A 13,041-nucleotide genomic window follows, 5' to 3' on the forward strand; every position below is an offset into this window, starting at 1 on the left:
CGCTACCCGAGGTTTTCGGAGCCGAGTACGCGGTGAAGGTCGACGCGCGAGCGGACATTCAGCTTGCCGTAGATGCGGCCGAGTGTGGCCTCGACGGTCTTGGGACTGATGAACAGCGCGGCCGCGATTTCGCGGTTCGTCATACCGGTGACGGCCAGCTTAGCGATGCGTTGTTCAGCTGGCGTGAGTCCGTCAGTGCGGCGTTTGCCCGACCCGCCCCGCGTCAACTCGGCGGCGACACGCTCGACCCACAGCCGCGTGCCTAGCTGCTCAAATGTCTGCTGCGCTTCCCGCAGGGTCGCTGCGGCGACATCCCACTGGCGTTGCCGGCGTTGGAGCTGACCGAGCAACAGCTGCGTGCGGGCGCGCTCGAACGGCATTGGGAGACGGGCATGTTGGGTCATCGCGCGCTCGACGGTCGCAGTGGCTGCGTCGCGGTCACCCTGGCCGGCCTGCAGCATTGCGCGGCAGCGGGCACCGGTGGACAACATCCACGGGCGATCCAGTCGACGGCCGTTACCCTCGAGCGCATCGACCAGCGGCTCCGCATCGTCGAAGCGACCGAGCCCTATCATCGCCTCGACCGCATCGGGAAGAAATGGAGCGACGAAGATCTCGGTGGCCTCCGACGCTTCACCGAAGCTACGCAACAGCGGCTCGAGTGTCCTCAGCGCGGCGTCGTAGTTCCCGAGGGAGACGTCGAGGAAGCCAAGGGCGGTGATCGGCCACACGGTCACTAGACCCGGGGAGTCACACCGCTTGCCCACCTCGAGAGCCTGCGTCGCATCACGCCGAGCCTCGTGCTCTCGACCGGTATATGCGGCGCTGAGAGCGCGCAGCATCAACGCCACCGATAGCGGTAGGTCGCGTCCCATCTGCAGCGCCCGCTCTACGGCGTCGTCCGCGATCAATTCCGCCTCAGTGAAATCACCCCGCCAGATCACGGTCAGACCGCGGTGGAAGGCAAGCATCGTCAGTTCGCTTTCCGCGCCGCGCTCGACATAGCCGCGCCTGATGGCCTGCATTTCAAGGTCAGCTTGTTCCAGACGGCCCGTCCCGGCCAGCAGTATCGCGCTCTGCATCCGTGGGCGCAGAATCGCGGAGACCGGGGTTCGGGAGTCCTCCAGCCCGAGCGCGCGTTGCATGTCGGCTTCGTCGACACCACGTCCTAGCAAAAAACGCACGATCGCGCGCATGCTCAAAGCTTCACTGAGAAGGTGGGATTGGTTGTACGCCTCGGCGGCGGTGACGGCGTCGTCGACGTTGTCTGCGGCGCGATCGCGTTCGCCGACATTCATCAGCGCGAACGACAGCGGTACCAGGATCAGCGCACGCAACTCGGGGTTGTCCCCGACCTCGCTGAGTGCGCGGTCCAGCACATCTGCAGCCTCGCGCGAACTGCCGTCGAGCAAGTTCCATAGGCCGAGCAGACGCAACGCCGATGCGCGCAGGTCCGCCGGCATTGGTGATTCGACGGCTCGCTCCAGCAGCGTACGGGCGCGACGGGCCTCCCCGGCGTTGAAATGGTGCGTGGCCACCAGGATTCGGCGCTGCGGGGAATCACCGCCGAGGGCGATCGCCAGCTCGAGCAACTCGGCGGCAGCGGCGGGCGCCCCTCTGGCACAAGCGATTTCAGCTGCGTTGTCGAGGCTCTCAAATGTCTGCGGTTCACCGGTCGCGTCGGACAGGGCGAGATGACGGGCGCGCAGCTCCGGCTCCGTGACGAGTTCGGCGAGACGGCGATGCATGTCGCGTCGGCGGCGCGGCGATGCGGTCGCGTACACACCGTGCGCCAGGATCGGATGGGTGAACCGGAGCTGGTTTCCGTCGATGACCACGACAGCTTGCATTTCGGCCCGCACGAGCGACTCTATCGCCTCAGCTGGCGTCGCGTCCGTGGCCTGTGCCACGACCTGCACCGTCGGATCGGGAAGGCAGGCCATCGCCAACAGCGCATCTTGGGCACCCGCCCCGGCTTGGTTGATTCTGGAGTGCACCAGGTCGCTGAGAGAACTGGGCAAGCTCAATGCGTTGGCGCGTGTGGTGTCGATGCCCCGAGCCAACTCCAGAGCGAAAAATGGATTACCGCCGGCGATCTCGTGAATCCGTAGCAACATCGGACGGGCGAAGGAATGTCCGAGCCGAAGCGTGAAAACCTTGTGCAGTTCCCCGACGGTCAACGGCTGCAATCGGATTCGGTGTATCGCATCCGGGTTGGGTAGCTGTATCCGTATCGCGGCATCCTCGCTGCGGGTCGTGCACATCAGGGCCACGCCATCGGGAAGCCTTCGCGCAGCGTAGGACACGACGTTGGCGCTCGAGATGTCCAGCCATTGCAGATCGTCGATTGCGATGAGCACGGGAGCCTGCTCGGCAAGACGCGTGATGACAGCGGCGAACGCCGCGGCTACCGCCCGAGGATCGGCGTCCTGTGCGTCGTTGCGCTGTCGGAGCAGCGCGGCATCCAGGCCCTGCCGCTGTGGCACCGGCAGGTCGGCCCAGAGGGAATCGTCGACATCATGCAATAGATCAGCAAGGGCGGTGTAGGCCAACACCGATTCGGCGGCGGCGGCGCGGGTGGCGAGCATGCAGAAACCGCGCTCCGCGGCTCGTGCCACCGCGTCGAGGAAAAGGGTGGTTTTGCCCATGCCCGGGTCGCCCTCGATAAGGAGGCCGCGCGGGTCGCGGCGGGATGTGTCGAGGAAGTCGACAAGCGCGTCCTCGTCCGCCTTTCGGCCGAAGACTCGCTCCGCCACCGTTCGTCCCGCCTCGCGACGCAGACCCGCTCGACTGCCCGGTTCTGCTAACGCAGCCGCTCGTTGAGGAACGCGACGACCCGCTTTCGCGCCTCGTAGGCCGGATGGCCGTCGACCTCACGCACCTCGTCAGTCAGGACGGAGTGCGCCATCCGCGAGAAGCCGTGCTGGTTGCCGCGGCCGGAGTCGATCTCGATGACCTCGAACGCGTCACCGAGGCGGTCTTTCAGCGTCACGAATCGCTCGCCGGGCGACATCTTGTCATCGCTGAAACGCAGGCCGATCGCGCACAGGCCCTCGTTGGTCGCGCGATCCTTGAACGCGTTCAGTTCCAGGTCGCTGACGCCCGGATCGCTTTTGTGCCGCTTGGTCAACGGGAACGGCACCGACGGCTGGCTGAGCACCGGCGCGAGCACGCTGTCGTCGACCGCGGCGGCCAGCGCGAAGCCGCCGGTGAAGCAATGCCCGATAACGCCGACGCCTTTACCAGGTGTCTCCTTGTTCAACTCGCGGGCCAGCGCCCGCAGAAATACCGCGACCGGTCGTTGCTTGTTGGTCGCTAGCGCGGCGAATTCCCTTGTTACGCAATGCCTAGCGATTGTCGCGACCACATAGCCGGGGTCCTTGCCGCGACCGGGCTCACCGAACAGCGACGGGATTGCCACGGTGAAACCGTTGTCCACCAGGTGGTTTCCCAGCCCGAGCACACCCGGGTGGATGCCCGGCATCTCGGGGATCAGCACCACACCCGGCCCGTCGCCGCGCCGGTAGACGTCGTGGGTGTATCCGCCGCCGGTGAACGGCGCCGCTGTCCAGCCGGTGAGGTCGGCTACCGGTGCGCTCATGGGTGCTTCTCCTGTCGGTGTGCAGGCAAAGGAGGCTGCGTCTGTGTGGCCGCAGCCAGCGTACGAAACTCGTCGGCGCTGCCGGCGCCGGTGATCGCGACTTGATCGGGGCCGCCCGGGCCGGCCAGTCGCGTCGTCCAGATCGGTTCGACGCCGCCGTCGCCCTGATAGGTGATCCATCGGACGCCGTCGACGTCGACGGTCCCGGTCGGATACATCGACGCGTGGATGGAACCGACCAGTTTTGCCTCGTCGGCGTTGCTCTGCGTCAGACTCAGGTACTCGCCTGCAGGACTGATGAAGCCGACGATCGAGGTGACCGCCCGCAGCTTCTGCCCGGTCGCCGGGTCGGTGCGACCGTCAGCGATGCCGCCGCGACCGCCGGAGTTGGCTTTCCAACCGTCGGGCAGCCGCGGCAACCGGACCGGGAATCCGAGGGTCTGGGCGTCGGCGTTCAGCGCGGCGGCGGCGTCGTAGGCCGGGACCGGGCCGCGCCTGACTCCACCCGGCGCGAACGAGCACATCCCGACCACGCCGGCCAGGACAATGCAGGCCACTACCAGCGGCGCGATCGACCAGAACATGTCGCGGCCGTCCTGCAGGAGCCGAGGCTTGGCCGGTTTGGCCGAAGGCTCGGGCTGTTCAGCCGAGGGCTGTGGCTGCGACGTCACAGCACGAGTATCCCAGCTATCGAGCGCCAAGCTGCCTCTGGGAGAATCGGCAGCCATGGATAGTCGTCCTCGTCGCGAAGCCCCGGACCGCAACCTCGCGCTCGAACTCGTCCGGGTCACCGAGGCCGGCGCGATGGCCGCCGGCCGCTGGGTGGGTCGAGGCGACAAAGAAGGTGGTGACGGCGCCGCCGTCGACGCGATCCGCCAACTGGTGAACTCGGTGTCGATGCGTGGCGTCGTGGTGATCGGCGAAGGCGAGAAAGACGAAGCGCCGATGCTCTACAACGGCGAACACGTCGGCAACGGCGACGGCCCGGAATGCGACTTCGCCGTCGACCCGATCGACGGCACCACGCTGATGAGCAAGGGCATGCCCAACGCCATCTCGGTGCTCGCAGTGGCCGACCGCGGCTCGATGTTCGACCCGTCGGCGGTGTTCTATATGAACAAGATCGCGGTGGGACCCGACGCCGCCCACGTCCTGGACATCACCGCGCCGATCGGCGAGAACATCCGCGCCGTCGCCAAGGTCAAGGGCTTGTCCGTGCCGGACATGACGGTCGTGATCCTGGACCGGCCGCGGCACGCAGAGCTCATCCACGACGTGCGGGCCACCGGCGCGCGGATCCGGCTGATCACCGACGGCGACGTGGCCGGCGCGATCGCCGCCTGCCGACCAGGCTCAGGCACCGACATGCTGGCCGGTATCGGCGGTACCCCCGAGGGCATCATCACCGCCGCGGCGCTGCGGTGCATGGGCGGCGAGATTCAGGCGCAGCTGGCGCCCAAGGACGACGAAGAACGCCAGAAGGCGCTCGACGCCGGCTACGACCTCGACGCCGTCCTCACCACCCGCGACCTGGTATCCGGTGAGAACGTCTTCTTCTGCGCGACCGGGGTCACCGACGGCGACCTGCTCAAGGGCGTGCGCTACGAGCCGGGCGGCTGCACCACCCAGTCGATCGTGATGCGGTCGAAGTCCGGGACGCTGCGAATGATCGAGGGCTTCCACCGGCTGACCAAGCTCAACGAGTACTCCGCGATCGACTTCACCGGCGACAGCAGCGCCGCGTACCCCCTGCCGTAATTCCCCGAAGAAAAGACCTCTTCTATCTCGAAAGAAGGCGCCCAATGGCGGACGACACCGAATACCGCATCGAACACGACACGATGGGCGAGGTGCGAGTGCCCGCAAAAGCGTTGTGGCGAGCCCAAACTCAGCGTGCCGTGGAGAACTTCCCGATCTCCGGACGCGGCCTCGAGCGCACCCAGATCCGTGCGCTCGGCCTGCTGAAGGGGGCCTGCGCCCAGGTGAACAAGGACCTCGGACTGCTGGCGGCGGACAAGGCTGACGCGATAGTCGCCGCGGCGAAGGAGATCGCCGACGGTAAGCATGACGACCAGTTTCCGATCGACGTGTTCCAGACCGGCTCCGGCACCAGCTCCAACATGAACACCAACGAGGTGATCGCGAGCATCGCCGCGCGCAACGGTGTGACGGTGCACCCCAACGACGACGTCAACATGTCGCAGTCGTCGAACGACACCTTCCCGACCGCGACACACATCGCGGCCACCGAAGCCGCTGTGCGCCATCTTATTCCGGCATTGCAGGTGCTGCACGACGCACTGGCCGCGAAGTCCCGCGAGTGGCACACCGTGGTCAAGTCCGGCCGCACCCACCTGATGGACGCCGTGCCGGTGACGCTGGGCCAGGAGTTCTCCGGCTACGCCCGCCAGATCGAGGCGGGCATCGAACGTGTCAAGGCGACCCTGCCCCGGCTGGGTGAGCTGGCGATCGGGGGTACCGCGGTGGGCACCGGCCTCAACGCCCCCGACGGCTTCGGCGCCAAGGTGGTGCAGGTGCTGGTGGAAGACACCGGGCTGACCGAACTGCGCACCGCGACAAATTCTTTCGAGGCTCAGGCGGCTCGCGACGGGCTGGTCGAGGCGTCCGGTGCGCTGCGCACCATCGCGGCGTCGCTGACCAAGATCGCCAACGACGTCCGCTGGATGGGTTCGGGCCCGCTGACCGGCCTGGCCGAAATCCAGCTGCCCGACTTGCAACCCGGCAGCTCGATCATGCCGGGCAAGGTCAATCCCGTTCTGCCCGAAGCCGTTACCCAGGTCGCCGCGCAGGTGATCGGTAACGACGCGGCCGTCACCGTCGGCGGACTGTCGGGCAACTTCGAGCTCAACGTCTACATCCCGATGATGGCCCGCAACGTGCTCGAGTCGTTCAAGCTGCTGACCAATGTCTCGAAGCTGTTCGCCGAGCGATGCATCGTCGGGTTGAAGGCCAACGAGGAGCATTTGCGTGAACTGGCCGAGTCGTCGCCGTCGATCGTGACGCCGCTGAACTCGGCGATCGGCTACGAAGAGGCGGCCGCCGTCGCCAAGCAGGCGCTCAAGGAAAAGAAGACGATTCGGCAGACGGTCATCGACCGGGGCCTGATCGGTGAGAAGCTGTCCGAGGAAGAACTCGACCGCCGTCTCGATGTGCTCGCGATGGCGAAGGTCACCGAGGAGTAGCCATGCTCGACGACGGACTCCGCCAACGTCGCCTCGCGCTCATCAAAGAGCACATGGACACCGAGGTGACCAAGGAGTTCGATCGCACGCTGGCCACCTTCAACGGACACCCGCGTTACGAAATCATGGCCACCGGTCAGGTCTACGACGGTGCCGACGAGGTGATGAACTACTACCTCACCACCCGGACCGCATTTCCCGACCAGCGACACGAGAATGCGCGCTTCCACGTCACCGATGATGCGGTGATCACCGAATTCGACCTGCTGGGAACGAATCTCGGCGAGTTCTACGGGATGCCGCCCACCGGCAAGGCGTTTCGGGTGCCGATCATCGCGGTGTTCTTCTTCGACGGCGAGCGAATCACCAACGAGCGCATTTACTTCGACAGTGCCAGCCTGGTCACCCAGATCGGCCGCGGAGAGCTGCTGGCGCTGGCCGCGTCGGGGGATCTGCCCGGGCAGTAATCCCGTCAGTCACTTCAGCCTCGTGGCGCCGGGGTGTTGGTCGTGCCCGCCTCGTAGCGACAATGCCCGCCGCCTTGCATTTTGTCGCTACGAGGCGGGCACAACGAACGCCGTACCTAATGTCGGCTTATCCATTCAACGACGACATCGTGGAAGCGCTCGGGCTCTTCCCACATCGGGCAATGACCGCTGTCGTCAAACACAACTAGTTCGTGATGGGGCAAATGCTCGACCAGAAAATCCTTGGCACCGAACTTCATCGCCTTCTCGTCGCGGCCCCACACCAACAGGTGCGGAATGGTGAACTCACGGATCTGCGACCGATAGTCCCGCAGCGTCTGATCGAGAAGAATCAACGTCCCGGCGTTCGCGCCGACCTTGCAGATCGAGTCGATGAATCGGCTCAGCTGGCCTGGCGGGAGCTCGTTCTTGAACATGGTTGGCACGTATCGGACGAAGAACTTCCGGAAGTCGTCCTGCAGGTCCGCAATGAGACCGTGTAATTCTGGGACATCGCCGATCCCATAGGGCCAGTCGGTCTGTGTGAGATCCGACGGACCTTGGGAGATGTTGACAACGCTGGCGAGCCGCTGTTGGCCGAATTGGCAAAGATAGTCCCAGATTACGAAGTTTCCCATCGACCATCCGACCATGGTGACGTCCGTCAACTGCAAGCGCTCCAACAGCGCGTAAACGTCGCGCGCATACTGGGCCACCGTGTGTCCGCCCTCGCTTCTAGGTGAATCGCCGTGCGACCGGAAGTCGACCGCGATCACTCGATAGCGACCGGACAGCGGAATAACATTGCGCTCGAAGAACATCCGGGACATGCATACTCCGTGGAGCAGCACAACGGTCCGTCCCTGACCGGTGTCGGTGTAGGTCAGGACCGCGCCGTCGGCCAGTTCGAAGTGGTAGATGACCTCAGCTCCCGTTGTTCGGTCCGCCCGAATTCTGGCCCGCCACATCGGTGATCGGGAAGTTAGGCATCGGCGGCGGCGACGGGGTATGTGGCAGCGACGGAATCTCCGACGGCGGGATGTCATGCAGGACGTTGGCCGCCGGCCCGTTCTCCCGTGACCCGTAGACACTGCCCGGGGCCCGCGGACCGAGCAGTTGGCTGACCGTGACCAGGTGGTAGTTGTTGGCCTTGAGCACAGGAATGAACTGCTCGACGAGGTCGACGGTGCTCGAGTAGGTGTCGTGCATGAGCACCACCGAGCCAGGTTTGATCTGTGCCATCAGCACCTGACGGCTGGCCGCGGTGTTGGAGTCGTTGATCCAGTCGAAAGGGATGACGTCCCAAAGGATTCCGGCCAAGCCCGCCTTCGCGGCCTGCTCGTTGACGGCCGGGTTGGTCAACCCGCCCGGCGGTCGCCACAGCTTCGGCGTCGTGCCAGTTGCCGAGACGATGGCGTCGGTCGCGCGGGAGAACTGGCTCGGCACGTCAGCCGGCGGCAGCGTCGTCATGTTCGGGTGTTCCCAGGTGTGGCTGCCCAGCTCCATGCCCGCCTCGACGACCCGCTTGGCGCCCGCGGGGTTCGCCGCGACCTTGTTGCCGATCTCGAAGAACGTCGCCTTGGCGTTGTTGGCCTTCAGGATGCCCAGCAGCCGGTCGGTGTACGGCGTGGGCCCGTCATCGAAGGTGAGCGCCACACACTTGACCTGAGCGCAGTCGACCACGTCGTTGGCGTGAGCGAACCGGACGTGCCCGGTGAATGCCCCGACCGCGACGATAGCGGCGGCAGCGGCGGCACCGGCGACGGTACGCAGGTATCGCCACTTCTGGCTGTCGGGTCGTCGCGGCACTGCAGAAGCCTACAGAAGCCTCGACTTAGATCGGAGCGCCGCTGATCTCCTCGAGCATCTCGGTGACCAGCGCCGCGATCGGCGACCGCTCGCTGCGCAGCAGCGTGATGTGGGCAAACAGCGGGTGTCCCTTGAGCTTCTCGACGACGGCCGCGACACCGTCGTGGCGACCCACGCGCAGGTTGTCGCGCTGGGCGACGTCGTGGGTCAGCACCACCCGCGAGCCCGCACCCAGCCGCGACAGCACGGTCAGCAGCACGTTGCGTTCCAGCGACTGTGCCTCGTCGACGATCACGAACGAGTCGTGCAGCGAGCGGCCGCGGATGTGGGTCAGCGGCAGCACCTCGAGCATGCCGCGGGACAGCACTTCCTCCAACACCGCGGGGCTCGCCAGGCCTTCGAGCGTGTCGAAGACGGCCTGCGCCCAGGGGCCCATCTTGTCGGCCTCGCTGCCGGGCAGGTAACCCAGCTCCTGGCCGCCGACGGCGTAGAGCGGGCGGAACACGACCACCTTGCGTTGTGTGCGTCGTTCCAGGACCGCTTCCAAGCCGGCGCACAGCGCCAGCGCCGACTTGCCGGTGCCGGCCTTGCCCCCTAGCGACACAATGCCCACCGACTCGTCGAGCAGCAGATCGAGCGCCACCCGCTGTTCGGCGGAGCGGCCACGCAGCCCGAACACTTCGCGGTCGCCGCGGACCAGCTGGACCTTCTTGTGCGCGTTCACCCGCCCGAGCGCGTGGGAGCTGCCGGCCAGCAATCGAATCCCGGTGTGGCAGGGCAGGTCTCGTGCACCTTCGAGGTCGACCTCGCCGTCGGCGAAGAGCGCGTCGATGTCTTCGGCACTGGTTTCCAGCTCCGTCATGCCGGTCCAGCCGGAGACCACGACGTCTTGAGCGTGATACTCGTCGGCGGCCAGGCCCACTGCGCCCGCCTTGACGCGCAGCGGAATGTCCTTGCTGACCAACGTGACTCGCTTGCCTTCGGCGGCGAGGTTGGCCGCGCAGCACAGAATGCGGGAGTCATTGGTGTCGGTCCGGAAGCCGGCCGGCAACACCGACGGGTCGGTGTGGTTGAGCTCGACGCGCAGCGTACCGCCTTGTGCTCCAACCGGAATCGGCTGGTCGAGCCGGCCGTGCTCGATGCGGAGGTCGTCGAACAGGCGCAGCGCCTGGCGGGCGAACCAGCCGAGCTCATGGTGGTGGCGTTTGGCCTCCAACTCACTGATCACCACTAGCGGAACCACCACTTCGTGTTCGGCGAAGCGGGAGCAGGCCCACGGATCGGACAGCAACACCGACGTGTCCAGCACGTAGGTCCTGGTGGTGTCCTGTGAAACCGCTGGGGAATCAGACACGAGCGCTCCTCGAGCTCATCGCCCGGATCGCCGCCGCGTGCGGGTGGTGGCCCCACCCCCACCCATGCGCGCGAGGCGTTCTCACCGGGCTGGATGCCCGTGCGGCCCGCACGGACGAATCGGCGGGGGCCGCGGCGCAAGGACCGGGGCCGGCGGTCCTTTCGAGGTCGAGTCGAGAGGCGCCGCCCGGATAGCAGAGCATGTCGCTAGCCATCGAGTGCGACGGTACCCGCGTCGACGCATTCGCGCCGCGCAGGCGCGCCGACGACGATGCAGCGCGCGCTGTTATTAGCTGATGACGTACTGCCGCAGGGCCGGCTCGTCGGCCACACCCCAGGCGGTGATGCGGTCGGAGACGACCTGCTTTAGCTGCTCGGGCCCGAAAATGCCTGCGTCGGCAACGACTTGCACTTTGTCGGCGTAGGCGTCGATGTCGGCGCCGAGGACCTCGATCTCAGCGGCGCGAGCGGCGATCGCGGCGATCGTCTCGTCGCGGCTGTAGGTGAGCAAATGCGCGACCAAGTTGGCGAAGAACTCCTCGTGCCGCTCTTCATCGCGGGCGATGTGCGCGATCAGGCCGGCCAGCACCGGCTCCTCGATCTGTGCGGCCAAGTTGTTGCAGTAGACCGCGTTGGAGGCCTCGAAGAGCGACATGAAGACCAGCGTCTCGATCTGCGAGTAGTGATCGGCGCGGTAGCCCTTCTCCGCCACGTGCTGGAAGCGCACGTGCTCGTTGGCGGTGGGATCGATCTCGCGGGTCACCACGAAGTACTCCCGCAATGCGATCGCGTGCAGATGCTCCTCGGCGGTCCAGCGGCCGATCCACTGGCCCCAGTTGTCCTCGAGGATGAAGTGCTCGACGAATTCGCGATGGTAGCCAGCCAAGTTGTCCTTCGAGATCAGCAAGATCTCGCAGGCGTCGGTGATGACCTTGGGCAACGACACATCGGATGGTTCCCAGTCGCGGCCGCCCAGGAACGCGAAGTTCTCGCCCTGGTCGAAAGGCACGAAGTCGTGAGCGAACCAGATCTTCTCGGTCTCGATGTGGCGATCGATGTTGGCACCGACCACCGGCTCGAGTTCGAGCATCAATGCGTTAGCAACGGGTTTGATCGCCATGAAAGTAACTATAACCCGCGGACACAGTTATCCGAAATCTGACCCGCGGGCGGCCGCGCGCTAGACGAGCGACCAGTCCTCCAAACCGTCGTACAGCGGGAATTCCCTGGCCAGACGGGTCACGCGATCGCGCAGCGCGGGCATGTCGGCGGCGGTGCCGGCCGCCAGCGCCGTCGCGATGATGTCGGCGACCTCGGTGAACTCGGCGTCGCCGAAGCCACGGGTGGCCAGGGCGGGTGTGCCGATCCGCAGGCCGGAGGTGACCATCGGCGGCCGCGGGTCGTTGGGCACCGCGTTGCGGTTGACCGTAATCCCGACCTCGTGCAGCAGGTCCTCGGCGGCCTGACCGTCCAACGGCGAGTCACGCAGGTCGACCAACACCAGGTGGACGTCGGTGCCACCGCTGACCACCGAGACACCGGCCTTGGCGACATCGGCTGCCAGCAGGCGGTCGGCGATGGTCCGGGCGCCCGACAGCGTGCGCTGCTGGCGTTCGACGAACTCCGGCGTGCCGGCGATCTTCAGCGCCACCGCCTTCGCGGCGATCACATGCATCAGCGGGCCACCCTGTTGGCCAGGGAAGACCGCAGAGTTGACCTTCTTGGCGAAGTCCTGCTTGCCCATGATCAGACCCGACCGCGGGCCGCCGAGCGTCTTGTGCACCGTCGTCGACACGATGTCGGCGTACGGCACTGGTGACGGGTGCAGCCCTGCCGCGACCAAACCGGCGAAGTGCGCCATGTCGACCCAGAGGTGCGCCCCGACCTCGTCGGCGATCGACTTGAACGCCGCGAAGTCCAAAGTCCTCGGGTAGGCCGACCAGCCGGCGACGATTACCTTCGGTCGGAATTCCAGCGCCTGCGCGCGCACCGCGTCCATGTCGATCAGGTGGCTGGTGGCGTCGACGCCGTAGAAGGCATTCTCGTAGAGCTTGCCGGAGAAGTTGAGCTTCATGCCGTGGGTGAGGTGACCGCCGTTGGCGAGGTCGAGGCCCAGCAGCTTCTCCCCCGGCGACATCAGCGCGTGCAGCACCGCCGCATTGGCCTGCGCGCCCGAGTGCGGCTGGACGTTGGCGAAGTCGGCGCCGAACAGCGCCTTGACTCGGTCGCGGGCGATGTTCTCCACCTCGTCGACGTACTCGCAGCCACCGTAATAGCGACGGCCGGGCAGACCCTCGGCGTACTTGTTGGTCAGCACGCTGCCCTGGGCCTGCAGCACAGCGCGCGGCACGAAGTTCTCCGAGGCGATCATTTCCAGCGTGTCGCGCTGGCGGCCGAGCTCTTTGCCGAGCAGCTCGGCGATGTCCGGGTCGACATCGGCCAGCGGCGCGGACATGACAGAGGAAGCGGTACGGGCGTCGGGTGCGGCAGTCACGCCGACCAGTCTATCGGCCAGCACTTATACCCGGACCGATCGGCGGCAAGCCTTGGCGCCGAGCGTGAAACCACTGCGAAAATTGGGGCCGAAGTTCGCAACAGTTTCACACTC

The 13,041-nt window shown here is 66.1% G+C and carries 11 protein-coding genes; 3 read left to right on the top strand and 8 right to left on the bottom strand.

Annotated elements, in window-relative coordinates; translation table 11 throughout:
• Nucleotides 1–2: 2 nt before the first annotated feature.
• The 3 genes from MKK62_RS02540 to MKK62_RS02550 are packed head-to-tail and all read right to left on the bottom strand — an operon-like array spanning nt 3 to nt 4,272.
• On the bottom strand, nt 3–2,756 hold the full coding sequence (locus tag MKK62_RS02540; protein WP_240262553.1) for a helix-turn-helix transcriptional regulator: 2,754 nt from the start codon (nt 2,754–2,756) through the stop codon (nt 3–5).
• 47 nt (nt 2,757–2,803) lie between these two features.
• Nucleotides 2,804–3,601 (bottom strand): dienelactone hydrolase family protein, encoded by a 798-nt coding sequence (locus MKK62_RS02545; RefSeq protein ID WP_240262552.1) that lies wholly within the window; start codon nt 3,599–3,601, stop codon nt 2,804–2,806.
• Nucleotides 3,598–4,272 carry a DUF4245 domain-containing protein gene (locus MKK62_RS02550; RefSeq protein ID WP_240262551.1) on the bottom strand — a complete coding sequence of 225 codons (675 nt, stop codon included), beginning with the start codon at nt 4,270–4,272 and terminating at the stop codon, nt 3,598–3,600. The genes MKK62_RS02545 and MKK62_RS02550 overlap by 4 nt, the downstream gene beginning before the upstream one ends.
• Here MKK62_RS02550 and glpX point away from each other — a divergent pair.
• Genes glpX through MKK62_RS02565 form a run of 3 tightly spaced genes read left to right on the top strand, consistent with a single transcriptional unit; the run spans nt 4,184 to nt 7,271 of the window.
• The gene (gene glpX / locus MKK62_RS02555) at nt 4,184–5,359 is read left to right on the top strand and encodes a class II fructose-bisphosphatase (RefSeq protein ID WP_434085017.1); all 1,176 of its coding nucleotides are present in this window, start codon (nt 4,184–4,186) and stop codon (nt 5,357–5,359) included. The two genes, MKK62_RS02550 and glpX, sit on opposite strands and share 89 nt — an antisense overlap.
• A 44-nt stretch (nt 5,360–5,403) precedes the next feature.
• Nucleotides 5,404–6,804, top strand: a complete 1,401-nt coding sequence (locus MKK62_RS02560) for a class II fumarate hydratase (protein WP_240262549.1) — start codon at nt 5,404–5,406, stop codon at nt 6,802–6,804.
• 2 nt (nt 6,805–6,806) lie between these two features.
• Nucleotides 6,807–7,271 carry an ester cyclase gene (locus MKK62_RS02565; RefSeq protein ID WP_240262548.1) on the top strand — a complete coding sequence of 155 codons (465 nt, stop codon included), beginning with the start codon at nt 6,807–6,809 and terminating at the stop codon, nt 7,269–7,271.
• Nucleotides 7,272–7,387: 116 nt separating this feature from the next.
• Here the strand turns inward: MKK62_RS02565 and MKK62_RS02570 are convergent, their stop codons facing one another.
• The 5 genes from MKK62_RS02570 to glyA form a co-directional block, all read right to left on the bottom strand.
• Nucleotides 7,388–8,239 carry an alpha/beta fold hydrolase gene (locus tag MKK62_RS02570; RefSeq protein ID WP_240262547.1) on the bottom strand — a complete coding sequence of 284 codons (852 nt, stop codon included), beginning with the start codon at nt 8,237–8,239 and terminating at the stop codon, nt 7,388–7,390.
• The gene (locus tag MKK62_RS02575) at nt 8,196–9,080 is read right to left on the bottom strand and encodes a polysaccharide deacetylase family protein (protein ID WP_240262546.1); all 885 of its coding nucleotides are present in this window, start codon (nt 9,078–9,080) and stop codon (nt 8,196–8,198) included. The genes MKK62_RS02570 and MKK62_RS02575 overlap by 44 nt, the downstream gene beginning before the upstream one ends.
• A gap of 25 nt (nt 9,081–9,105) precedes the next feature.
• Nucleotides 9,106–10,434, bottom strand: a complete 1,329-nt coding sequence (gene phoH2 / locus MKK62_RS02580; protein ID WP_240262545.1) for an RNA 5'-3' helicase PhoH2 — start codon at nt 10,432–10,434, stop codon at nt 9,106–9,108.
• Between the two features lie 288 nt (nt 10,435–10,722).
• On the bottom strand, nt 10,723–11,553 hold the full coding sequence (locus tag MKK62_RS02585; protein WP_240262544.1) for an acyl-ACP desaturase: 831 nt from the start codon (nt 11,551–11,553) through the stop codon (nt 10,723–10,725).
• Nucleotides 11,554–11,613: 60 nt separating this feature from the next.
• Nucleotides 11,614–12,888: a serine hydroxymethyltransferase gene (glyA, locus tag MKK62_RS02590; protein ID WP_240263858.1), complete on the bottom strand. Its 1,275-nt coding sequence runs from the start codon at nt 12,886–12,888 to the stop codon at nt 11,614–11,616.
• Between the last annotated feature and the right edge of the window lie 153 nt (nt 12,889–13,041).

The organism is Mycobacterium paraterrae, from assembly GCF_022430545.2.
Classification (GTDB): Bacteria; Actinomycetota; Actinomycetes; order Mycobacteriales; family Mycobacteriaceae; genus Mycobacterium; species Mycobacterium paraterrae.